Origin of the sequence: Pseudomonas cedrina subsp. cedrina (assembly GCF_001983175.1) — a bacterium.
GTDB lineage: Bacteria > Pseudomonadota > Gammaproteobacteria > Pseudomonadales > Pseudomonadaceae > Aquipseudomonas > Aquipseudomonas cedrina.
In genome coordinates this window covers 25316-46933 of sequence record NZ_MNPW01000021.1, presented here as the reverse complement: position 1 = coordinate 46933, position 21618 = coordinate 25316, and the positions used below count along the sequence as shown (strand labels likewise).

Here is a 21618-nt window from a genome sequence, read left to right as displayed (position 1 = left end):
TTAGTGTTTCTTTAAGCGATACGATAGGTAAGAATAGCGAAACGCAACCAGCCGTAATCAAGGTTCAGAACCACAGAGGTGAGCAGTGAAAGCAGAAGACAAGGACCTGAAAGAGGCGACTGCCACTGGACCGGTTTTGTTGGAGTCGGTCGAAATGGTTTTCCGATTGCTGGATGAACTGACAGCTGCCCGGCGTCCATTGGGAGTCACCGAGCTGGCACAGCTGATGCAAACCGCCAAGCCACGCACCTATCGCCATCTGGCTTCGATGCGGCAGCTGGGCATTCTCGAGCAGGACCCGAGCACCGAAAAATACCTGCTGGGTGCGCGCCTGGTCGCCTATGGCGAAGCTGCCAGCGAGCAGTTTGATCTGCGCGCACTGGCCGATCCTTACCTGACGCGGATTCGTGACAACACTGGCCAAAGTGCGCTGCTCTCGGTGGCCACCCATGACTCCGCGCTGGTGGTCTCCTGTGTCGAGTCCAAGGCCAATGTCTGTATTTCGGTCAAGCCGGGCAATCGGGTTCTGCCTTACTGCTCGGCCCAAGGACGCACGGTATTGGCGTTCGCCGATGCGGCGACCCAGCAACGGGTGATGCGGCGCAAGATGCCACGCTTGACTGACAAAACCATGTGCGACCCCGAAGAGCTGGCACAACGTCTGGCGCTGATTCGCGAGCGTCTTTATGACGACGCCGATGGCGAAATCACGGTCGGTATCAATGCGTTGTGCTGCCCACTGTTTCGCGAGAACGACGTAATCGTCGGCACCATCGGCATTGTAGGGCCCAGCTCGGCGATTCCAGTGCCACCGCCGGCCAACATGCTCAAGGAGCTGCAAGCGGCGGCCGCCGAAATCAGCGAGCGATTGCACGCTGCGACTTACAACAGGAAGTCGCCACGCTGAAATCATCCGCATTAAAAACCGCTCTCCTGAAGCGGTTTTTTTACGACTGGATTTTTTGCTCAGACGGCATTTTCCTTGCGGTGGGTCAGATGCCGCGACAGCACCAGAAGGACGGTGGCAAACAGCACCATAATCGTCGCGGCCGCCAGCAACACCGGGCTGAGGGATTCTCGGGCGGTGGTGAACATTTCCCGGGGCAGGGTGCGTTGATCGGGGCCGGCGAGAAATATGGTGACCACCACCTCATCCAGCGAGGTGGCGAAGGCAAACAACCCGCCTGAAATCAGTCCCGGCGCAATCAGAGGAAGCGTCACTTTGCGCAGGCAGATCCAGGGCGTTGCGCCCATACTCGCGGCCGCCCAGAGCAGGCGTTGATTCAGCCCGCTGAGGGCCGAACCGACATTGATTACCACAAAGGGAACCGCCAGGGTGGTGTGGGCCAGCACCAGACCGCCGAAGGTGCGGGTCAGGCCCAGACTGGAGAACACAAAGTACATGCCGACGCCGACAATGACCGCCGGAACGATCATCGGTGCAATCAGCAGGACTTCGATGAAGCGCCGCCCGGGCAAGCGCTCATGGCTCAAGCCGAGGGCCGCCAAGCCACCGAGCACCACGGCGCAGACGGTGCTGAGAATGGCGATGGAAAAGCTGTTGAACAGCGCGCCGAGCCATTGTGTCGAGCCGAAAAAGTCCTGATACCAGTGCAAGGTCAGGCTGTTGATCGGCAACGACATGTAACGACTGTCACTGAACGACAAAGGCAATACGATCAGGATCGGCAGCACCAGAAATGCCAGCACCAGCCAGCCGCTCAGAGACAGGCTGAAAAAGCCCAGAAAACTCATCGGTCCTGCGTTGGGATTCTTAATCATCAGTGTGTCCCCTGGGAGCGGCCACGAGCGAGTCGGGCCTGAATCAGGTAGAGCAGGGTGGTGACCGCTAACAGGATAATTCCCAGTGCGGAAGCCAGACCCCAGTTCAAGGTGCCCGTGGTGAATTGAGCGATGTAGTAACTGATCATCTGGTCACCCGGTCCGCCGATCAGGGCTGGGGTGATGTAGAAACCCAGGGTGACGATGAATACCATCAAGGCACCGGCAGCAAGGCCCGGCAAGACCTGAGGCAGGTAGACTCGAAAGAAGGTGAACACCGGGCGCGCGCCCATCGAATAGGCTGCTTGAATCAGCAGTTTATTGCTCGACTGCATGGCCGACAGCAGCGGAAAAACCATGAACGGCAACATGACGTGCACCAGTGCCAGAATCACGCCGAAACGGTTGTACAAAAGGCGCATCGGCGCATCGATTATTCCCAGATACATCAGGGTGGTGTTGACCACGCCATTGTCCTGGAGCAACACCATCCATGCAGTGGTGCGCACCAGAATCGAGGTCCAGAACGGCAGCAGGATCAGCAGCAGAAGCAGCAGAAGCAGGTTACGAGTGCGCGGAGTGCGTCGATCGAGAAAGCTGCACAGTGGAAACGCCAGCAATACGCAAATCACCGTAGTGGCCGCGGCGATGGCAAAAGTACGCAGCAGGATCGATCGATACAAACCTTCCTCTCCTTTGCTGACGATCCCTTCGTTGTAATCGTGCTTGAGGTCCAGGGCTGAAAGCACATGGAAACTTCCAGCGGGGCCAGTGGCGCGCTTGAAGGTTTGCCAGGTTTCTTTCGTCAGCCAGCGTGGGTCCAGGGTGGCAAACGCCTGCGCTGAACCGTCCAGGCTATCAACTGAACGCTTGGCAGCGGTGAGCATGGCGCGCATCTGCGGAGCTTCGTAAGACAGCCGCCGGGCAACAGCGGCCAGGTCTTTGGAAGAGACCGCTCGCAGGTCCTGAGCGAACGGCTGCAGCAGACGTTCATCAGGGGCTGATCGCCCGTCCCACTGTTTGAGCGCGAGTGCGGTTTGGGGCAGCGCGTCGGGCAGTTCGGTGTCCGCCACGCCACGCCATAACAGCGTGGCAATCGGCCCGACAAAGGTAATCAGCAAGAACAGCACCAGCGGCGCCATCAGGGCGTAGGCCCGCCATAGCGCCCGATAATTCTTGCGGGCGGCTACGGGCAGTGGAAGAGCGATCATGGTCATTTCAGGGCCTCAGGATGATTACTTGGCAGACCAGGCGGTCCACTTGGCGCTGAGCTCATCGACGCGTTCCACCCAGAATTTGTCGTCTATCGTCAAAACGTTCTGGCTGTTCTGAGGCGCACTTGGCATGTCCGCCAGCACCTTGGGGTCCACCATGGCGATGCCTTTGATCGCGGTGATCCCGGTAGGCTGTAGCGCTGGCCAGAGTTTTTGCTGCTCGGGTTTGCCCATTTCCTTGAGCAGGCCATACGCGGCTTCGGCGTTAGGCGAGTTTCTGAGGATCACCCAGCTGTCCATGGTCTGAAGCGATTGGTTCCAGACCAGGCCAAAAGGTTTGTGATCCTGATTGATCGCATTGGTCACTCGACCATTGTAAGAGGTGGTCATGGCGACCTCGCCAGAAGCCAGCAGTTGCATCGGTTGGCCACCGGATTTCCAGAACAGCAACTGATCCTTGATTTGATCCAGTTTGGCGAATGCGCGTTTCACGCCATCGGGTGTCGTCAGCACTTTGTAGACGTCCGATACCGGCACGCCATCGGCCATCAGCGCAATCTCAAGATTGCCCTTGGGACCCTGGCGCAGAGCGCGTTTGCCCGGATACGTTTTCAGGTCGAAGAAATCGCTCCAGCCCTTGGGTGTGCCGTTGAGTTTCGACTTGTCGTAACCCAGCACGAAGTTGTAGACCGCTGCGCCCACACCGCACTCACTCGCGGCTGACGGAATGTAGTTGTCCTTGCCGCCAATGCGGGAGAAATCCAGAGGGAGGAACAAGTCTTCGCCGCAACCCAGCTGCAAGTCTTCACCTTCGACCTGAACCACGTCCCAGCCACTGTCCGGGCCCTCTGCTTTTGTACGAAGGATTCCAATGCCGCTGTCCCAGGAATCTTCCACTACTTTGTTGCTTGACGCTTTGGCATACGGCGCGAAAAAAATCTGCCGCTGCACGTCCTGATAGCTGCCACCCCAGGAAACGACGGTGAGGTCGCGGGCTTGAGCGGTACTCGAAAGGGCGCCGACACACAACATTCCGAGGACGGTGGATAAGGTGAGAAGCGGTTTGCGGTTGACCATGATTGACTCCAGAGCTGGGTTTTTAATCGTTCTTGTGGGCAGCAATAGAAAAAATGCGGTGATTCTGGTTGTTGTTATCGATCTCTCATTGGCAGACAGTTCAAGGCAGAAGTAACGAATGCTCGCGAGGCAACGCCAGTGCCACTGTCTCGCCCGGAACGGGCAGGGCGCGGTTCAAGCTGCCGGGGTTGAGTTTCATCGTCAGTGGTGTGCCACTGGGCATGGTCAGTCGCAGGTTGCAATGGGCACCGTGGAAAATGCTGTCGATCAGGCGCGCCTGCAAGGCGGGTTCTCCGGGGTTGGCCAAACGTACGTTTTCAGGACGGATAGCCAGAGAGGCCGAGTCACCGACGGCCAACGGGGCGACATTGCACGGTACTTCGCGAATCGAACCATCATCGTTGAGGCGGATGGTGGCGCTGGAGTTGCCGAGGTGGGTTATCACACCGTCGAGCAAGTTGGTCTCACCCAGAAAGTTGGCGACAAACCGGCTGCCTGGGCGGTTGTAGATGGCTTCTGGTCGGTCAATCTGTTCAATCTTGCCGTCATGGAAAACCGCTACACGATCAGACATGGTCATCGCCTCGTCCTGGTCGTGGGTGACGTAGACGAAGGTGATGCCGAGTTGGCGGTGGATACTCTTGAGTTCCAGTTGCATGCGCTCACGCAGAGCTTTATCCAGTGCGCCCAGCGGTTCATCCATCAGCAGCATGCGCGGGCGATATACCAAGGCCCTGGCCAATGCGACACGTTGCTGCTGTCCGCCGGAAAGCTGGGCCGGACTGCGCGACGCGAAGCCGCTCAATTGCGCCAGTTCCAGTGCTTCACCGACTCGCTGTTTACGCTCGGTAGCGGAGACTTTGCGCAGATTCAATGGGAATGCCACGTTCTGTTCCACCGTCATGTGCGGAAATAACGCATAACTCTGGAACACCACACCCATGTCGCGCTTGTAGGCGGGAAGCCGACTGATATCGTGGCCATCCATAAATATTTGCCCCCGATCCGGCGAGTCAAATCCCGCCAGCATCATCAGCGTTGTGGTCTTGCCTGAGCCGCTAGGCCCCAGGAGCGACAGAAATTCACCCTGGGCAATTTCCAGGTTCAAGTCATTCACCACCCAGCTGCGTTCATCGTAGGTCTTGTGAACCTTTTCGAACCGCACCAGCGGCTGTGTGCACGCTTGCTGCACTGGAAGGGAGGGTTGGGGCGACGGTGCGTTCATGGGCTTGGCTCGTTCTTTCATGGCTGAAACCGCAGTCATTGCTGCATCCCTGCGTATACCTCGTCGAGGGATTCAGCCACGGCTTTGAGGATGACCTCGATCTGAGTTGCGTTGATGATCAGGGGAGGGGCCATGACCAGCGAATCTCCCAGCGCCCTGAGCAGGACACCGCGACGTTGAAGCGCTTCGGCGACCTGTCCTGCCACCTTCAATTGCGCAGGGAAAGGCTCACGGGTTTGTTTATCAGCTACAAATTCCAGCGCAGCCATCAAGCCAATACCTCGCGCCTCGCCGATCAGCGGGTGATCACCGAATGCGCGAACGCCCTCCTGTAAACGCGGCGCCACGGCGGCGACGTTGGACAGGATGTCGAGTTCGTCATACATCGCCAGGGTTTCCAGCGCCACGGCCGCAGCCACCGGATGTCCGCCGTAGGTGTAGCCGTGGCCGAACCCGCCCAGTGCGTTGCTTTGGTCGGCGATGACTTGATAGATCGTGTTACTGATCAGTAAAGCAGAGATGGGTTGGAAGGCCGCTGACAAGCCCTTGGCGCAGGTCATCATGTCCGGTTCCAAGCCCATGGCTTGCGAGCCCCAATAATGGCCGGTGCGACCGAATCCGCAGATCACCTCATCGGCGACCAGCAGAATGTCGTACTTGCGCAGCACGGCCTGGACCTTGGCGAAATAGGTCGCTGGGGGAACGATGACGCCACCGGTGCCCATGACCGGCTCGGCGAAGAACGCGCCGATGGTGTCGGGGCCGGCCTCGAGAATGGTCTGTTCAAGCTCATCGGCCAGACGGCTGGCGAAGTCCTCCTCACTTTCACCGGGGAGACCCTGGCGATAAAGGTGCGGGCAGCGCACATGAATCACATCGGCCAGCGGTTCACCCCAGCCTTTATGCATGTTCGGCAGACCGGTCAGGCTGGCGGCTGCCAACGTGGTGCCGTGATAGCTGCGCTGGCGGGCGATCAGCTTGATTTTCCCCGGCTTGCCGATGGCGTTGTGGTAGTAGCGAACCAGTTTGATGGCGCTATCGATGGCTTCCGAGCCGGAGCTTTGGAAAATCACTTTGCTCAAGGTGGAAGGCGCTCGCTCGATCAGCGCAGTGGCCAGGTCGATCACCGGTTGGGTGGTGCGGTGCGCAAAGGTCTGTTGATAAGGCAGCTTGAGCATCTGTGCGTAGGCCGCTTCGGCCAGTCGCGGCTGACTGAACCCCAGCGTTGCGCACCACAATCCCGACATGCCCTCGATGTACCGATTGCCGTCAGTGTCGAAGACGTAGATCCCTTCCCCTCGCTCTATCACTAAAGGGCCGATCTGCTCGTGCAGGCGCAGGTTGGTCTGTGGGTGGAGGTGGTGGGCAATGTCCTTGCTCGCAAGGGGTGAATCGATCGCCGTCATAGTGTATCCCTCGGTGATTTTTTGTATGCGTATGCGTGACGTGGTTTCTTTTTTACGAGGATTTTTTATAAGCGTCAAACACTATTTTGTTTCGTTCACAAAAATACTGTTTCGTTCAGTGGTCCTGGCGCTTGGAATGATGCGATTTGTTTTTTGGCTGCTTTATTTGTTTTATATCAAGATCAAAGGCTTACGATACGCATGGACCAAAGATGAATCGAAGGTGGGTGTGTCGGTGGTCTTGCCTGCGTTTGCGTTCTTGATTTTGCCCGAGCGGTATGAGAAACAGGCGTAACTAAAGAAACGGCTGTACCGCCTGTCGAAACGATTAACGGCAATCAGGCTGGCATCCACCATGGCTATTTTTCAGGGAGCCCACATGAGTGACGACATTGGTAAGGGAGGGGTGCGCTCCGTGCAGCTGGCGCTCGATGTGTTGGAGCAGGTTGCCGGTGCTCAGGGGGAAATCGGCGTCAGTGAGCTGGCTGTAAAATTGGCCACGACCAAGGGGTCGGTATTCCGCCATTTGAAAACACTGGTGGAAAGGGGGTATTTGAGTCAGAACCCGGCCACTTCCCGTTACCGGCTTGGCATACGCACATATGTGTTGGGTCAGGCTGCCGCATCGGGCATTGATCTGCTCAGCGCATCTGGCGATGCTATGCGCGATTTGCGTGAGGAGCTTGGTCTGTCCGTGGTGTTGTCGGTTCTGGAAGGAGGGCGCCTGACAGTTGTCACTACCAGTCTGGGCAAGGCCTCACTGGAGATTGGCGTGCGGCCGGGCACTGAGCTGCAATTGCATTGCAATGCTCAAGGCAAAGTGGCGCTGGCGTTTGTGCGTCACCTGATGGACGAATGGGCATCGCGCACGAATTTGCAACGACACACTGAACACACATTGGTTGATCCTAAGGCGCTTGAGGGGGAGGTGCAACAGGTGCGCCTCAATGGCTATGCCGTGGCCATCGAAGAGGAAACTCGGGGTATCTGTGCCTTGGCTGCCCCGATATTCAATGGGGCCAACGAGTTGGTTGGAACCTTGGCCATTGTCGGAACCGTGCAACATATTCCAAGGCAACCCCTGGACAGCCAGATAGAGGCATTGCGCCGATCTGCGCTGCGCATCTCCTGGAATCTGGGCTACAAGGGCTCATTCAGCAGCACCCACCTTAATTGATGCAGGGGTCACCTTGGACGGGTATAGGCCGATACTCTACCGCTTCCTACTATGGGGTCATGTTCAATGCTCCCGTCAGGGGAATAGGAAGCCTGAGTCATGGCGATCGACAGTAATGATTATTCACGCCTGAGTCCTGCAGCTCGTTTATTTCTTGAGCGCTCACACGGTCACTTTATTGATGGGCAATGGCAGTCGCCAACCGCCAGCATCGCGGTGCTCGACCCCTCCAGTGGTCGTCAGATCAGTGCCATTGGGGCAGGGAGTGCCGCAGATATCGACGGAGCAGTGCAGGCTGCTCATCGCGCCTTCAATCATCCGTCCTGGCGCGGACTTGCACCGCTGGATCGTGAACGTCTGATCTTGCGCCTGGCCGAGTTGATCGAAGCTAACGCAGCACTTCTTTCCCAGGTCGAAAGCGTCGACAACGGCATGCCGTTGGGGTTTGCCGAAATCAACGTGGGCGGCGCCGCTGGTGTTCTGCGCTATATGGCAGGCTGGCCTTCGAAGATCGTCGGTGATACGGTCGATGTGAAGATGCCGTTTCCCGGTAGCCAGTTTTTCGCCTACACCGCCCGCGAAGCGGTGGGCGTGGTGGGTGCCATCGTGCCATGGAATGTGCCGTTGATGATGGCGATCTGGAAGCTTGCTCCGGCACTGGCAGCCGGTTGTACAGTCGTGCTGAAACCGGCGGAGGACGCCTCACTGACGGCATTGATCCTGGCTGATCTGATTCAGCAGGCCGGTTTTCCAAACGGCGTGGTGAACATCGTGACGGGCTACGGTGCAGAGGCCGGCGAAGCACTGGTGCGACATCCCCTGGTAGCGAAGATTTCCTTCACCGGATCCACTGAGACCGGCAAATACATCAATCGCCTGGCCACTGACAGCTTGAAGAAAGTCACCCTCGAACTGGGCGGTAAATCGCCAACCATCGTGTTCGATGACGCGGATCTGGAACAGGCTATCCGCGGTGCGGCCAATGCGATTTTCACCAACGCCGGGCAGATCTGTGTCGCCGGTGCGCGTTTGTATGTGCAGCGACGGGTGTATGAGCAGGTCCTGGAAGGAGTCGCCCGACAGGCTGACAGTCTGCAACTCGGAGCCGGGCTCAATGCGGGTAGCCAGATGGGGCCATTAATCAACGCTCGTCAGCTCGAAAGAGTGCAGGGTTACGTGCAGCGAGCTGTGCAGGGGGGCGCAAGCCTGGTTACCCAAGGGCGCTCGCCTCAAGGCGGGGGTTTCTTTGCGGCGACGGCGGTACTCGCCGACATCAAGCAAGGGGATGACCTGGTGCAGCAAGAAATTTTCGGCCCGGTCCTCGCCGTATTGCCATTCGATGACCTCGAAGAAGCGGCACTGCTTGCCAATGACACTGCATACGGTTTGGCGGCGAGTGTGTGGAGTCGCGACTTGAGCCGCGTTCATCGGCTAGTTCCTCTGCTCAAGTGCGGCAAGGTGTCCGTTAATACCGAAGGCTTTCCTTATCCGGCGTTACCGGAGGGCGGTACCAAGCAATCAGGTTTTGGCCGTGATCTTGGCCGTGAAGGGTTGGATGGTTATCTGGAAAGCAAAACCGTGCTGGTTCGGATTTCCTGATCTGCCTGAGTTTTACCTGAGGATTACCTATGCCGCATTTCATTGTCGACTACACCGCCAATCTGGAGAACGAACTCGAGCTCGACGTTTTGTTCGGCAAAGTTCATCGGCAACTGATCGAAATGCAGTTGTTTCCCACTGGTGGAATCCGCAGTCGCGCACGGCGCATTGAGCACTACTGCTTTGCCGATGGCCTGGGCGACTACGCCGGTATCCATGTCGTGCTCAAGCTCAATGCCGCTCGCCCGAAGGCTGTACGTGAGGAGATAGGCAAACACATTTTCGCCACGCTCCAGGCACATTTTGCCGATCTGCAGGCGCGCCGCTATCTCGCGTTATCGATGGAAGTGGGGCTGTTTCATCCAGAGTCTTTCTTTAACTCAAACAATTTGCATGCACTGTTCGATCACCCTCCAAGGTGAGGACACGCAGTTGAGCCATCCCTGTCCCGAGTGCTCGGGGCAAGGCTGCCTATCCAATGACTGGAGTGAGAATCATGAAACTTGCATCACTTAAATCTGGTCGTGATGGTGAGCTGTTGGTGGTTAGCCGCGATATGAGCCAAGCAGTGAAAGTCGGTGATCGGGCACCCACGCTACAGTTTGCACTGGACCATTGGGACTCGCTTGAAGCCCCGTTGCGCCAGTTGTATGACGCGTTGAATGACGATCTGGTCGAAGGTGCTTTTGCTCTTGATATGGCGGCGCTAGGTGCTCCTTTGCCACGCAGTTATCAATATTTGGATGGGGCCTGCTACCTCAGCCATATTCAGCGTAATCGTGCCGCGCGGGGCGAGACCTTGCCGGCAGATCTGATGGAAAAGCCGCTCGTGTATCAGGGCATCTCCCATGGCTTCATGGCTTGGAATGAACCTATCTGTCTACCTGACGACGGCTTGGGCATCGACTTCGAAGCGGAAATTGCCGCGATCACCGGTGATGTACCCATGGGCGTCTCGCCGGAGAAAGCGACGGATTACATCCGGTTATTCGTGCTGCTCAATGAAGTTTCGTTGCGCACGCTGATCCCCGCTGAGCTCAAGCGCACCTTTGGTTTTGTTACCAGTAAATCAGCTTCAACCCTGGGCCCGATCGCCGTTACGCCCGATGAACTGGGCGAGCTCTGGGATGGCAAGCTGGTGTCCGGAAAAATGAAGTGCTGGGTTCGCGGCAAGCTCTTTGGCGATATCGAAACAGGCATCGATACACCCTTCCACTACGGGCACATGATTGCCCATGTGGCTCAGACCCGTGACTTCGAACCCGGAAGTCTCGTGGGGCTTGGCACGGTTTCCAATGAAGATGACAGTGTTGGCTGCGGCTGTATTGGCGAGTGGCGCGCTTTGGAAACCATCAAAACTGGCCAGGCCACGACCTCGCTGCTGAAGTTTGGCGAGCGCGTTAGGATCGAACATTTCGACCGCAAAGGGCGTTCGGTTTTTGGTGCCATCAATCAGGTTGTTGCACAACGCAAAATCAACTGATCCAGACAATCAACCCCAGAATAGGGAGTTCATCATGCTCTGTAAAAGTCTTCATCACGCGGCCTTTCGTTGCAAGGATGCCAAGGAAACCGTGGAGTTCTATACGAATGTCCTCGGTCTGAAATTCATTCACGCGATGGGCGAGGACCATGTCCCGTCAACAGGCGCCTACAGCCCGCATATTCATATTTTTTTCCAGATGGAGGACGGTAGCTGCATCGCCTTTTTTGAACTGCCCAATGACCCTGGCGCGGTTTCCGGGCGCGACCCCGAAACTCCGGGCTGGGTCCAACACTTCGCTTTTCGGGTCAAGGATGTCGAGACTCTGCTGCAAGCCAAGGCTGATCTGGAGTCCAAAGGCGTCAAGGTATTGGGGCCGGTCAATCATGATGATTTTCTGCTGTCGATCTACTTTTTCGACCCTTCGGGGCATCGCCTTGAATTGGGTGTGCATACTGCTACCCCGGCTATGGACGAGGAGTACGAGCGTGATGCCCAGGCAGTACTGATGCATTGGGATGAACGTCATAATTGGTCGGAGCGCGAACTGATCTTCGGCGCGGCTCACGGCTACAAACACTAGCCACAGCCGCATGGCGCTTACGTAACATCGTTATGCCCCTTTAGCCATTGCGCGCAAGGGGCTTTGTTCATTAAGGAGTCGACCATGTTGATGTCTCGCGCGCAGGTCAGCACACCGCTGGCAACCCGTTGCCTGACCCGCCTCTGCCGCCATTGGAGCCACAAGTTCGCGGTCAGTTTCGACGAGAAGAAGGGCGATATCTTTTTCGACCCGTCCCGTTGCCTGTTGGAAATCAATGAAGACGGATTGCTCTTCACCCTTCACGCTCCTGATCTGGCACAACTGGATGAACTGGAACCGGTAGTGGCAGATCACTTGCAGCGCATGGCCGGTGAGGATCCGCTGGTCATAAGCTGGCAACGCTGAAATTATTGACCGACAAACAAAACGGGCGTCTCGATAGGCGCCCGTTTTCATTTATTCCTTATAAATGGGTCAGTACACCCATGGGGCAGGATCAAGCCTTATCCCTCGATGAACCGCTATCAGTAGCGAATCATCACCGACTTCAGCTCGGTGTAATCATCAATAAAAGCGCTGCCAAACTCTCGACCAACCCCGGAGGATTTGTTGCCGCCAAAGGGCACCGCCGGATCAAGCATTGTGTGCATGTTCACCCACACAGTACCGGCCTCGATGGCGGGCACCATGCGCAGGGCCTTGCTCAGGTCGTTGGTCCATAGGCTGGCGCTCAAGCCATAAGGTGTGTTGTTCATCAACTCCAGCAGTTCTTCTTCGGTGTCGTAAGGGAAGAAGGTCGCAATCGGGCCGAATGTCTCCTCGTTGAGCAACGTGTCGTTGACAGTGTTAGCGAGGATTACCGTCGGTTCGATGTAGCAGCCTGGGCGGTCGATCAGGTTGCCACCGTGAATGATGGTGTTGTTTTCTGCGCGTGCCTTGGCGAAAAACTCGCCAAGTTTAAGTTGATGCTGGCGGTTGGTGACCGGGCCGAATTCGGTGCGCTCATCCAATGGCGAGCCGATGTTAAGTTTGCTCAGGCGTTGGGCCAGTTTGTCCATGACCGGATCGATCTGCGAGCGATGGACGAAGAAGCGCTCGGCTGCGGCGCAGATTTGCCCGGAATGCAGGAAGCCTGCCTCAATGATGCCGTTGACGGCCTTGTCCAGATCCACATCACGCAGGAAACCCGCGGAGTTTTTGCCGCCCAGCTCCAGGGTCGCGCGGGTCAGGCCGGCACCCATGGCACTGCGGCCGACGGTAATACCGGTTGGCACCGAACCGGTGAACGAACCTTGTTCGTGCCTGGGTGTTCGATCAGGCCTTTGCCCACCAGACCACAACCCGTCAATACGTTCAGCGCACCGGCAGGAAAGCCGGCCTCAATGGCCAGTTCGGCGATTCGCAGGATTCCTTGCATGACCGTAAAGCTGCACACGATGATCATCCGACAATGCTAGAATGTAGTTAATTTATTAACTAATTATGACTCAGAATCTACGCCAATGCCCAAGCCGCGCCAATCATTGACCCTCACATTGCTCCATGCACGCGAAGCCGCCATGGGTTTTTTCCGTCCCTCGCTGAATCAACACGGTTTGACCGAGCAGCAATGGCGGGTCATTCGTATCCTGAGCCAGCACGATGAGCTTGAGATCAATCGCTTGGCTGAGCTGGCGTGCATCCTCAAACCGAGCATGACCGGCGTGCTGATGCGCATGGAGGCCGCGGGCATGGTTGAACGTCGCAAAGCGGAACAAGATCAACGGCGAGTACTGGTGCGGCTGGCTGAGAAGGGGGAAGCCTGCTTCAGCTCGATGAGCCAGAGTATGGAAGCGAATTATCAGCGGTTGCAGGCTGGCTTCGGCGAGGAGAAGTTGCAGACGTTATTGACGTTGCTCAACGAACTGAAAACGCTCAAGCGCTAATCACGAGTGATGCATAACCCATCCCAGCATTGCGCTGGGGACGGTTTTGTTATTGTCAGGCAAACGTTTCAGGCTTGGCCGATTCCCAGGCACATGTACTTTTGCTCGATGTAATCATCGATGCCGTATTTCGAACCTTCGCGTCCCAGTGCCGACTGTTTGATACCACCAAACGGCGCCACTTCGGTCGAGATCAATCCTTCGTTTACACCGACCATTCCGTACTCCAGCGCTTCGCTGACGCGCCACGCACGCCCGAGATCACGGGTGTAGAGGTAAGACGCCAGGCCGAACTCGGTGTCGTTGGCCATCGCAATCGCTTCGGCTTCGGTCTCGAAACGGAACACCGGTGCTAACGGACCGAAGGTTTCGTCCCGCGCGACCAGCATCGCGGGAGTCACGTCGCCGAGGACCGTCGGCTCAAAGAAGTTGCCACCCAGCGCGTGGGTTTTGCCGCCTGCCAGCAAGGTGGCACCTTTACCCAGTGCATCACTGATATGTTCTTCGATCTTGGCCACAGCCTTGGCATTGATCAGCGGCCCTTGTTGCGCGTTATCCACGTCAGCGGCGCCGACCTTCAGTTGGTTGACCGCAGCCACCAGTCGTCGCGTGAATTCATCGTAGACACTGTTCTGCACCAGGATTCGATTGGTGCAGACACAGGTTTGCCCGCTATTGCGAAACTTTGAGCCCATGGCGCCTTCGACCGCTGCATCCAGGTCGGCATCTTCGAACACGATAAAGGGTGCGTTGCCGCCCAGTTCAAGGCTGACTTTCTTGATGGTCTCGGCGCATTGCGCCATCAAGGTTTTGCCGATACCGGTAGACCCCGTGAACGAGACCTTCTGAACACTTGGATTGCCGGTCAACTCGGCGCCGATTTCACGAGCACGGTTGCCGGTGACGATGTTCAGAACTCCGGCGGGGATACCCGCACGCTCACCCAGCTCAGCCAAGGCTAGTGCGGACAGCGGGGTTTCCGACGCTGGCTTTACCACGACCGTACAACCAGCGGCCAATGCCGGACCCACTTTGCGAGTAATCATGGCATTGGGAAAATTCCAGGGCGTGATGGCGGCTACCACGCCGATGGCTTGCTTGATCACCACCAGGCGGCGGCCCTGCTTGTCATGGGGGATCACATCACCGTAGATGCGCTTGGCTTCCTCGGCGAACCACTCGATGAAACTGGCCCCGTAGGCAATTTCGCCACGGCTCTCGGCCAATGGCTTGCCTTGCTCCAGACTGAGTAAGCGGGCAAGGTCTTCCTGATTGGCCATGATCAAGTCAAACCATTTGCGCAGGATAGTGCTGCGCTCTTTGGCGGTCTTTGCGCGCCAGGCGGGAAGGGCTGCTTGTGCCGCGGCGATCGCTCTGGCGGTTTCTGCCTGGCCCAGTGCGCTGACATGGGCAATCGTTTGGCCGTTGGCCGGGTTGGTAACGGCAAAACGCTCATTGTTATCGGCTTCGATCCACTGGCCATTTACATAAGCCTGTTCACGCAGCAATTGCACATCGTTAAGTTTCATTGTGTTTTCCAGGGCTGTCAGTAGACACTGCCACCCGCGCTGGTGGGCGCCGGTGAATCTTTGAAGGTTGCTGCAAGCGTTTGAAGTCCGCGCATCAGCACCGTGGTGTCTACGCCCACCGCAACGAACGCCGCACCCAGTTCGATGTAGCGCTTGGCCAGCTTCTGATCGGCGCTGAGAATGCCAGCTGCTTTGCCGGCTTTCTGGATGCGGGCGATGGCGTCCTCGATAGCAGCCTGCACTTCTGGATGGCCCGGGTTGCCGCGGTAACCCATTGAGGCGCTCAGATCCGCTGGACCGATAAAGACCCCGTCGACACCGTCTACAGCCGCGATGGCATCCAGATTGGCCAGGCCTTCGCGATTTTCGATCTGCACGAGCAGGCACATCTGTTCATCGGCTATGTCGAGGTAACCGGGAATGCTGTTCCAGCGCGACGCGCGTGCCAGCGCACTGCCGACACCGCGAACACCCTTGGGTGGGTAGTGGATTGCTCGAACCAGTTCCCGCGCCTGGTCTGCGCTTTCCACCATGGGCACCAACAACGTCTGCACGCCAATATCGAGCACTTGCTTGATCAGTGCAGTGTCGCCGATGACCGGGCGAATCACAGGATGGCTGGGGTAGGGCGCCACGGCCTGAAGCTGACCTAGCATCCCGCGCAGATCGTTGGGCGCATGTTCGCCGTCGATCAACAGCCAATCGAATCCGGCGTTGGCGGCCAGCTCGGCGCAGTAAGCATCTGCCAGTCCAAGCCAAAGGCCGATCTGTGCTTCACCGCTTTGCAGGCGAATCTTGAAGGTGTTTACAGGCATATCCATCGAGAAGATCTCCGATCAAACGAAACGACAGGCAATGGAGCCCAACATGTCGTAGTCGACATGGAAGGTATCGCCAGGATTGGCCGCAACAGGACGGGTGAAGGAGCCACCCAGGATGATTTGTCCTGGTTGCAGGGTGACGTCATAGGCCGCCAGTTTATTTGCGAGCCAGGCCACGCCCTTCGCCGGGTGGTTGAGTACCGCCGCTGAAACTCCGGACTCCTCGATCACGCCGTTGCGATAGAGCACGGCGGGTACCTTGCGCAAGTCGATCTCCGTGGGGCGCACGGCGCGACCGCCCATGACCACGCCGGCATTGGCGGCATTGTCGGAGATGGTGTCGAACACCTTGCGGGTCGCTTTGGTGTGCGGGTCGACCTGCTGGATGCGCGCGTCAATGATTTCCAGCGCCGGGCTCACCCATTCGGTGGCGTCCAACACATCAAAAACCGTCACGTTCGGACCTTTCAATGGCTTGCCCAGAATGAACGCCAGCTCGACCTCAACTCGCGGCACGATAAAGCGCTCAAACGGAATGTCGGTGCCTTCATCGAAGAACATGTCATCGAGGAGCGCGCCGTAATCCGGCTCGGTGATGTTGGAGGACACCTGCATGGCGCGAGAGGTCAGGCCGATTTTATGCCCGACCAACTTGCGACCGTCCTTGATTTTTTGGGCCACCCAGGCGCGTTGAATGGCATAGGCGTCTTCAATAGTGATCTCTGGATGCTCCAGGGAAAACTGACGTACCTGCTCGCGTGAGCGCTCGGCATGATCGAGGTGGGCGGCGGCTTGCTGAATAAGACGGTGATCAAGCATGACAATGATCTCTTACTGAGGGTTGACGATGGCGGCCTGGGTACGCAGCACCAGAAAACCACCGAGTGCAATGAGGAGTGCCAGGACGTAAAGGGCCAGGCTGGCACTCTGGGTTGTGTCGCGCATCCAGCCGATCAGATAGGGCGCGAAGAACGAAGCGATGCTGCCGAAGGAACTGATCAGGGCAATGCCAGCGGCTTGGGTGCTGTTGGAAAGAAAGGCCGGGGGTAACTGCCAGAACATCGGCAACGCAGCATTGGCAGCCATGCCGGCGACGATCAAACCACCCAGAACCAGCGTCGGGTTGGTGGGTGAGAGCCCGGCAACGGCAATGCCGGCGGCAGACATCAGTAGCGGCACACACAGGTGCCAGCGCCGCTCGCGGTGTCGATCAGACGAGCGCCCACAGCCGATCATGAAAAAACAACCGGCCAGATAAGGCACGGCACTGAGCAGACCGACCTTGCCGTCGCTGCCGATCCCCGCTCCGTGGATCAGCGTCGGCATCCAGAAGGCCAGGGTGTTGACCGCCAGCATCACCGCGAAATACACCGCCACCAGCAGCCACACCTGCGGGTTATTGAGAATGGCGGAGAACGAGGTGATCGATTTGCGGTGTTCTTCCTTGTTCAGTTGCTCGCGCAGCTGTTGCTTCTGGTCCAGCGTCAGCCACTTGACCGTCTCGAAGCGGTCCGGCAAGCACTTGAGCACCACCAGCCCGAGCAGGATGACGGGCGCGCCCTCGATGACGAACATCCATTGCCAGCCGCGCAGGCCGCCAAAGTCATGAAAGTGTTCGAGGATGCCGCCTGAGAGAGGGCCACCGATGACACCTGCCATCGGTACCGCGATCGCAAACAATGCAGTGATTTGCGCTCGACGAGCGGCGGGGTACCAGCGATTCAGAAACACCAGAATGCCTGGAAAGAAACCGGCCTCGGCCACACCGAGCAAAAAGCGCAGGACATAGAAACCCATAGGGCTGTCGATCAAAAACATGCAGGTCGACAACGCCCCCCACACGACCATTAGCGCGGCAATCCAGCGTCTCGGGCCAACACGGTCCAGGGCCATGTTGCTGGGTACGCCAAACAGCGCGTAGGCCACGAAGAACAGGCCGGCGCCAAGGCCGTAGACGGTGTCGCTGAAATTCAGGTCAGCGCTCATCTGCATCTTGGCGAAACCGATGTTGATCCGGTCGAGATGAGCGAAGAGGTAGCAGATCAACAACAATGGCATCAGACGCCAGGTGATGATGGTGTGAGTACGGTCGCGTGCAACAGTCTCGATAGTGTCGACAGTATTGGCTGTGCTCATGGTTTTATAATTTTTTGTCTGAGAGGCCGATGGAACGAACGGGCAGGCTGCGTTAACGGGCCTGAGCCTTGAGAAAGGCGTGGACGTTGTTCTCCTTGAAGTTGAGTTGCTCATGCAGTTCGATCATCTCGAACGACAACGCCAGCGGGCGCTGTGCCTGAAGCTCGGCGAAGTGCTGGGTGATGACCTCGAACAAACGCTCGGCGACTTTCTGCCGTGTCGCCAGATCACGGCCATGACCGACCTTCAAGGTCATATGGACGAACGCGTAATCATGCTTGCCGTCGGCCATACGCCAGGTGTCCAGGCGTACCCCGCGGCTACGGATGCCACCCAAAGGAAACACGCCACTGTCGCCCAGCGTGGCGTGGGCTTTTTCGAACAGGGCAGGCAGATCGGCTTGTTGTTCGATGTTGTCGGTGTACTCAGCAATGAAATGAGGCATGAACAGCTCCTTCGTGCCGCACGGTCATGCCGTGCGGGCACACATCAAAGAGGGAAAATCGCGTTGATCTGACCGGTGCCTGAACTGGGGAACGGCTCGGTGATAATTTCAGCGGGCTTGTTGTAATCAGGCCCGCCGAGCAGACCGAGGAGCATGGCGGTGTCATGCATCTTGCCTTCGCCGAAGCAATGCTCGGCATAGTCCGGAAGCATGGCGCAGAACTCTTTCCAGCGGCCCTGGCGCCACAGCTCAGTCACGTGCAGGTCGACCTGCTTGTCGAACTCACGCGTCCAGCAGTGGATATTGGCTTCGGCATTGCGGTCATCGGAGAAGCGGTGTGACAGAGAGCCAGAGGCCAGCACCAGTACTTTTCGGTCACTCTTTTCAATGGCACGGCGTACAGCGGCACCGAAAGTGAAACTGTCTTGCAGGCGATGCCAGGCGCACCAGGCAGCGATCGAAACGACATTGAATTTCTGGTCTTGCGGTACGCCCATGTGCATATAGCGCATAGGCACCAGGGTTCCATATTCAAGCTCCAGGCTCGGGATGTTATGCGCCAGTGTGCGCACGTCAGCGGCGTTGGCTTCTGCAGCGATCAGCGCGCCCAGTTCTGGACATCCTGGGTACTCGTACTCCATGTCTTTGATGAAGTGCGGCAACTCGTTGCTGGTGTAGATACCTTTGAAGTGTTCGCCACAGTTGACGTGGTAAGCACTGTTGACCAGCCAGTGCACATCGAAAACCACCGCGGTGTCAGCACCCAGTTCACGGGCGCGACGGCCGATTTCCTTGTGTCCGGCAATGGCTGCTTCACGGCAGCCATGGTGTTTGCCGGGAAGCTCCGACAAATACATCGAGGGTACGTGACAGATTTTCGCAGCCAGGACGACTTCGCCCATGATGATTCTCCTGAAATTGTTGTTATGCGTTTCAATCCGACGGTAAGTGAAGCTGCGACAGGCCGATGCGCGACCCATCGCTGGCTTCAGCAATCGATATTGTGGTTATAGTCCCCAGCGTGGAATGTGATGGCTGCCCATAGAGATGCAGATGTTCTTGATCTCGGCGAACACTTCGAAGCTGTATTGGCCGCCTTCACGCCCGGTGCCGGAGCCTTTCACGCCGCCGAACGGCTGACGCAGATCGCGTACGTTCTGGCTGTTGATGAACACCATACCGGCTTCGATGCCGTAGGCCAGACGATGCGCCTTACCGATGTCCTGGGTCCAGATGTAGGACGCCAGGCCATATTCGGTGTCGTTGGCCAGCTGCAAGGCTTCGGCTTCATCCTTGAACGGAATCAGGCACACCACGGGGCCGAAGATTTCTTCCTGAGCAATGCGCATCTTGTTGTTTACATCGGCGAACACTGTCGGCTGGATAAACTGACCTTTGCTCAAGTGGGCAGGCAAGTTGGCCGGACGGTCCAGGCCGCCAGCGAGGAGGGTGGCGCCTTCTTCGATACCGATCTTGATGTAGCCTGTGACCTTGTCGTAATGGGCCTGCGTGATCATCGAGCCGACCTGGGTTTTCGGGTCTTGCGGGTCGCCGACGATCAAGCGTTTGGCGCGAGCGGCAAACTCGGCCACGAACTGCGGGTAAACGCTTTCCTGGATAAAGATTCGGCTACCAGCGGTGCAGCGCTCGCCGTTGAGCGAGAAGATGGTGAACAACGCCGCGTCAAGGGCGCGCTCAAGGTCCGCATCTTCGAAAATCAGCACCGGCGACTTGCCGCCCAGTTCCATGGAGTATTTTTTCAGGCCCGCGGTCTGCATGATTTTCTTGCCGGTGGCTGTGCCGCCGGTGAAGGAAATCGCACGTACATCCGGGTGCCGAACCAGCGCATCTCCCGCAGTGGCGCCGTAGCCCTGGATGACGTTGAGTACACCATTGGGAATACCCGCTTCGACGGCCAGTCGACCCAGTTCGTTTGCGGTCAGTGGCGACAGTTCAGACATTTTCAGGACGGCGGTATTGCCCAGCGCCAGGCACGGCGCGGTCTTCCAGGTCGCCGTCATGAACGGCACGTTCCATGGCGATACCAGGCCACAAACACCTACCGGTTGATAGAGGGTGTAGTTGAGCATCTGGTCATCGACCGGGTAGCTGTGCCCGTCCATACGCGTGCAGACTTCGGCAAAAAAATCGAAGTTATGCGAAGCACGTGGAATCAATACATTCTTGGTCTGGTGAATCGGCAAGCCTGTATCGAGGGTTTCCAGCTCGGCCAGATGCGGCACATTTTGCTCGATCAGTTCGCCAAGCTTGCGCATCAGTCGGGCACGTTCCTTGGCTGGCGTGTTAGCCCACTTTGGAAACGCTTCCTTTGCCGCTGCTACTGCCTGAGCCACTTCTTCGGCACCGCCGCTGGCCACTTCACCAATGGCTTCACCCGTGGCCGGGTTGTAGTTGACGAACACGTCTTTGCTTTCGACCTCACGGCCGTTGATCCAATGTTTGATCATAGTGCTCAAGCCTCTTTCCGGGCGGAGAAGAACTCCGCTTCGCTGACAATTCGATTAACGAGGCGACCCACGCCTTCAACTTCCACAACGACTTCATCGCCTGGCACCACATCGGCCAGTCCTTCAGGCGTGCCGGTTGCGATCATGTCGCCGGGCTGCAAGGTCATGAAGCTGGACAGGTACTCGATCAGGTAGGGGATGTCGAAAATCATGTCCTTGGTGCTGCCTTCCTGACGCAGTTCACCGTTGATCCAGGTGCGCAGTTTCAGGTTGCTTGGATCTGGAACATCGGCGACATCGACGATCCATGGACCAACAGGCGTCGTAGCGTCGCGGTTCTTCACTCGCAGATTGGGACGGTAGTAATTTTCCAGGTAATCGCGAATCGCGTAGTCGTTGCACACCGTGTAACCCGCCAGGTATTCCAGGACGTTTTCACGTTTGACGTTGCGTGCCTGCTTGCCGATGACGGCAACGAGTTCGCACTCATAGTGCATATACGCAACATTATCCGGACGCCAGGTCACTTGGTTGTGGCCGGTATAGGTGCCGGGTGATTTGATAAACGCCAACGGCTCGGTGGGCGGCTTGAAGGCCAGTTCTGCGGCGTGATCGGCGTAGTTCAAACCCAGGGCGAACATGCTGCCGGTCGCGGGTGGTAGCCATTCCACCTGGCTTTCTGCAAGCAAGCGACCATCGGCCAAACGGACGGCGTTGTTGTCTTCAACGGTAGCGGTGTGGGTTTCGCCTTCAAAGCGGATACGGGCGTGTTTCATATGAACTCCTG

Annotated in this window: 21 protein-coding genes and 1 pseudogene; 8 read left to right on the top strand and 14 right to left on the bottom strand. The window is 57.5% G+C overall.

Going from position 1 to position 21618, the window contains the following annotated elements; translation table 11 throughout:
• Positions 1 to 154: 154 nt before the first annotated feature.
• Positions 155 to 907, top strand: a complete 753-nt coding sequence (locus tag BLL36_RS28750) for an IclR family transcriptional regulator (RefSeq protein WP_231998916.1) — start codon at positions 155 to 157, stop codon at positions 905 to 907.
• A 59-nt stretch (positions 908 to 966) separates the two neighbouring features.
• Here BLL36_RS28750 and BLL36_RS28745 read toward each other — a convergent pair whose 3' ends face one another.
• The 5 genes from BLL36_RS28745 to BLL36_RS28725 all read right to left on the bottom strand — a co-directional run bounded on the left by BLL36_RS28745 (position 967) and on the right by BLL36_RS28725 (position 6704).
• The gene (locus BLL36_RS28745; protein ID WP_076954978.1) at positions 967 to 1779 is read right to left on the bottom strand and encodes an ABC transporter permease; all 813 of its coding nucleotides are present in this window, start codon (positions 1777 to 1779) and stop codon (positions 967 to 969) included.
• Between the two features lie 2 nt (positions 1780 to 1781).
• Positions 1782 to 2999 (bottom strand): ABC transporter permease, encoded by a 1218-nt coding sequence (locus BLL36_RS28740; RefSeq protein WP_076954967.1) that lies wholly within the window; start codon positions 2997 to 2999, stop codon positions 1782 to 1784.
• 18 nt (positions 3000 to 3017) lie between these two features.
• Positions 3018 to 4073, bottom strand: a complete 1056-nt coding sequence (locus BLL36_RS28735; RefSeq protein ID WP_076954966.1) for an ABC transporter substrate-binding protein — start codon at positions 4071 to 4073, stop codon at positions 3018 to 3020.
• Between the two features lie 100 nt (positions 4074 to 4173).
• The gene (locus BLL36_RS28730) at positions 4174 to 5298 is read right to left on the bottom strand and encodes an ABC transporter ATP-binding protein (RefSeq protein WP_076954965.1); all 1125 of its coding nucleotides are present in this window, start codon (positions 5296 to 5298) and stop codon (positions 4174 to 4176) included.
• Between the two features lie 35 nt (positions 5299 to 5333).
• Positions 5334 to 6704 carry an aminotransferase gene (locus BLL36_RS28725; protein ID WP_076954964.1) on the bottom strand — a complete coding sequence of 457 codons (1371 nt, stop codon included), beginning with the start codon at positions 6702 to 6704 and terminating at the stop codon, positions 5334 to 5336.
• 379 nt (positions 6705 to 7083) lie between these two features.
• Here BLL36_RS28725 and BLL36_RS28720 point away from each other — a divergent pair, with 379 nt between their 5' ends.
• The 6 genes from BLL36_RS28720 to BLL36_RS28695 all read left to right on the top strand — a co-directional run bounded on the left by BLL36_RS28720 (position 7084) and on the right by BLL36_RS28695 (position 11912).
• Positions 7084 to 7881: an IclR family transcriptional regulator gene (locus BLL36_RS28720; protein ID WP_076954977.1), complete on the top strand. Its 798-nt coding sequence runs from the start codon at positions 7084 to 7086 to the stop codon at positions 7879 to 7881.
• Between the two features lie 99 nt (positions 7882 to 7980).
• The gene (locus BLL36_RS28715) at positions 7981 to 9480 is read left to right on the top strand and encodes an aldehyde dehydrogenase family protein (RefSeq protein WP_076954963.1); all 1500 of its coding nucleotides are present in this window, start codon (positions 7981 to 7983) and stop codon (positions 9478 to 9480) included.
• 29 nt (positions 9481 to 9509) lie between these two features.
• Positions 9510 to 9902 (top strand): hypothetical protein, encoded by a 393-nt coding sequence (locus BLL36_RS28710; RefSeq protein WP_076954962.1) that lies wholly within the window; start codon positions 9510 to 9512, stop codon positions 9900 to 9902.
• A gap of 74 nt (positions 9903 to 9976) precedes the next feature.
• Positions 9977 to 10963: a fumarylacetoacetate hydrolase family protein gene (locus BLL36_RS28705; protein ID WP_076954961.1), complete on the top strand. Its 987-nt coding sequence runs from the start codon at positions 9977 to 9979 to the stop codon at positions 10961 to 10963.
• Between the two features lie 34 nt (positions 10964 to 10997).
• On the top strand, positions 10998 to 11546 hold the full coding sequence (locus BLL36_RS28700; protein ID WP_076954960.1) for a VOC family protein: 549 nt from the start codon (positions 10998 to 11000) through the stop codon (positions 11544 to 11546).
• Positions 11547 to 11630: 84 nt separating this feature from the next.
• Positions 11631 to 11912: a DUF2218 domain-containing protein gene (locus BLL36_RS28695; RefSeq protein WP_076954959.1), complete on the top strand. Its 282-nt coding sequence runs from the start codon at positions 11631 to 11633 to the stop codon at positions 11910 to 11912.
• 119 nt (positions 11913 to 12031) lie between these two features.
• Here BLL36_RS28695 and BLL36_RS28690 read toward each other — a convergent pair.
• Positions 12032 to 12957 (bottom strand): annotated as a pseudogene (locus tag BLL36_RS28690) (aldehyde dehydrogenase family protein); the annotation flags it as partial.
• Positions 12958 to 13009: 52 nt separating this feature from the next.
• On the opposite strand from BLL36_RS28690, the gene hpaR reads away from it, so the two are divergent.
• The gene (hpaR, locus tag BLL36_RS28685) at positions 13010 to 13432 is read left to right on the top strand and encodes a homoprotocatechuate degradation operon regulator HpaR (RefSeq protein ID WP_076954958.1); all 423 of its coding nucleotides are present in this window, start codon (positions 13010 to 13012) and stop codon (positions 13430 to 13432) included.
• Positions 13433 to 13500: 68 nt separating this feature from the next.
• Here the strand turns inward: hpaR and BLL36_RS28680 are convergent, their stop codons facing one another.
• The 8 genes from BLL36_RS28680 to BLL36_RS28645 all read right to left on the bottom strand — a co-directional run bounded on the left by BLL36_RS28680 (position 13501) and on the right by BLL36_RS28645 (position 21607).
• Positions 13501 to 14961: an NAD-dependent succinate-semialdehyde dehydrogenase gene (locus BLL36_RS28680; RefSeq protein ID WP_076954957.1), complete on the bottom strand. Its 1461-nt coding sequence runs from the start codon at positions 14959 to 14961 to the stop codon at positions 13501 to 13503.
• 17 nt (positions 14962 to 14978) lie between these two features.
• A complete protein-coding gene (gene hpaI, locus BLL36_RS28675; RefSeq protein WP_076954956.1) occupies positions 14979 to 15782 on the bottom strand; it encodes a 4-hydroxy-2-oxoheptanedioate aldolase in 804 nt (267 codons plus the stop codon).
• A gap of 15 nt (positions 15783 to 15797) precedes the next feature.
• The gene (gene hpaH, locus BLL36_RS28670; RefSeq protein ID WP_076954955.1) at positions 15798 to 16601 is read right to left on the bottom strand and encodes a 2-oxo-hept-4-ene-1,7-dioate hydratase; all 804 of its coding nucleotides are present in this window, start codon (positions 16599 to 16601) and stop codon (positions 15798 to 15800) included.
• 12 nt (positions 16602 to 16613) lie between these two features.
• A complete protein-coding gene (locus BLL36_RS28665) occupies positions 16614 to 17918 on the bottom strand; it encodes an MFS transporter (RefSeq protein WP_076954954.1) in 1305 nt (434 codons plus the stop codon).
• A gap of 52 nt (positions 17919 to 17970) precedes the next feature.
• Positions 17971 to 18363, bottom strand: coding sequence for a 5-carboxymethyl-2-hydroxymuconate Delta-isomerase (locus tag BLL36_RS28660; RefSeq protein ID WP_076954953.1), 393 nt, complete (start codon positions 18361 to 18363; stop codon positions 17971 to 17973).
• Between the two features lie 44 nt (positions 18364 to 18407).
• Positions 18408 to 19265, bottom strand: a complete 858-nt coding sequence (gene hpaD / locus BLL36_RS28655) for a 3,4-dihydroxyphenylacetate 2,3-dioxygenase (protein ID WP_076954952.1) — start codon at positions 19263 to 19265, stop codon at positions 18408 to 18410.
• 105 nt (positions 19266 to 19370) lie between these two features.
• Positions 19371 to 20831 carry a 5-carboxymethyl-2-hydroxymuconate semialdehyde dehydrogenase gene (gene hpaE / locus BLL36_RS28650; RefSeq protein ID WP_076954951.1) on the bottom strand — a complete coding sequence of 487 codons (1461 nt, stop codon included), beginning with the start codon at positions 20829 to 20831 and terminating at the stop codon, positions 19371 to 19373.
• A 5-nt stretch (positions 20832 to 20836) separates the two neighbouring features.
• On the bottom strand, positions 20837 to 21607 hold the full coding sequence (locus tag BLL36_RS28645; RefSeq protein WP_076954950.1) for a fumarylacetoacetate hydrolase family protein: 771 nt from the start codon (positions 21605 to 21607) through the stop codon (positions 20837 to 20839).
• Between the last annotated feature and the right edge of the window lie 11 nt (positions 21608 to 21618).

What these genes read in the sequence shown, in the direction of transcription:
- BLL36_RS28750 (WP_231998916.1), top strand. Translation starts at nt 155, where the DNA reads ATGGTTTTCCGATTGCTGGATGAACTGACAGCTGCCCGGCGTCCATTG.
- BLL36_RS28740 (WP_076954967.1), bottom strand. Translation starts at nt 2,999, where the DNA reads ATGACCATGATCGCTCTTCCACTGCCCGTAGCCGCCCGCAAGAATTAT.
- BLL36_RS28735 (WP_076954966.1), bottom strand. Translation starts at nt 4,073, where the DNA reads ATGGTCAACCGCAAACCGCTTCTCACCTTATCCACCGTCCTCGGAATG.
- BLL36_RS28730 (WP_076954965.1), bottom strand. Translation starts at nt 5,298, where the DNA reads ATGAACGCACCGTCGCCCCAACCCTCCCTTCCAGTGCAGCAAGCGTGC.
- BLL36_RS28725 (WP_076954964.1), bottom strand. Translation starts at nt 6,704, where the DNA reads ATGACGGCGATCGATTCACCCCTTGCGAGCAAGGACATTGCCCACCAC.
- BLL36_RS28720 (WP_076954977.1), top strand. Translation starts at nt 7,084, where the DNA reads ATGAGTGACGACATTGGTAAGGGAGGGGTGCGCTCCGTGCAGCTGGCG.
- BLL36_RS28715 (WP_076954963.1), top strand. Translation starts at nt 7,981, where the DNA reads ATGGCGATCGACAGTAATGATTATTCACGCCTGAGTCCTGCAGCTCGT.
- BLL36_RS28710 (WP_076954962.1), top strand. Translation starts at nt 9,510, where the DNA reads ATGCCGCATTTCATTGTCGACTACACCGCCAATCTGGAGAACGAACTC.
- BLL36_RS28705 (WP_076954961.1), top strand. Translation starts at nt 9,977, where the DNA reads ATGAAACTTGCATCACTTAAATCTGGTCGTGATGGTGAGCTGTTGGTG.
- BLL36_RS28700 (WP_076954960.1), top strand. Translation starts at nt 10,998, where the DNA reads ATGCTCTGTAAAAGTCTTCATCACGCGGCCTTTCGTTGCAAGGATGCC.
- BLL36_RS28695 (WP_076954959.1), top strand. Translation starts at nt 11,631, where the DNA reads ATGTTGATGTCTCGCGCGCAGGTCAGCACACCGCTGGCAACCCGTTGC.
- hpaR (WP_076954958.1), top strand. Translation starts at nt 13,010, where the DNA reads ATGCCCAAGCCGCGCCAATCATTGACCCTCACATTGCTCCATGCACGC.
- BLL36_RS28680 (WP_076954957.1), bottom strand. Translation starts at nt 14,961, where the DNA reads ATGAAACTTAACGATGTGCAATTGCTGCGTGAACAGGCTTATGTAAAT.
- hpaI (WP_076954956.1), bottom strand. Translation starts at nt 15,782, where the DNA reads ATGGATATGCCTGTAAACACCTTCAAGATTCGCCTGCAAAGCGGTGAA.
- hpaH (WP_076954955.1), bottom strand. Translation starts at nt 16,601, where the DNA reads ATGCTTGATCACCGTCTTATTCAGCAAGCCGCCGCCCACCTCGATCAT.
- BLL36_RS28665 (WP_076954954.1), bottom strand. Translation starts at nt 17,918, where the DNA reads ATGAGCACAGCCAATACTGTCGACACTATCGAGACTGTTGCACGCGAC.
- BLL36_RS28660 (WP_076954953.1), bottom strand. Translation starts at nt 18,363, where the DNA reads ATGCCTCATTTCATTGCTGAGTACACCGACAACATCGAACAACAAGCC.
- hpaD (WP_076954952.1), bottom strand. Translation starts at nt 19,265, where the DNA reads ATGGGCGAAGTCGTCCTGGCTGCGAAAATCTGTCACGTACCCTCGATG.
- hpaE (WP_076954951.1), bottom strand. Translation starts at nt 20,831, where the DNA reads ATGATCAAACATTGGATCAACGGCCGTGAGGTCGAAAGCAAAGACGTG.
- BLL36_RS28645 (WP_076954950.1), bottom strand. Translation starts at nt 21,607, where the DNA reads ATGAAACACGCCCGTATCCGCTTTGAAGGCGAAACCCACACCGCTACC.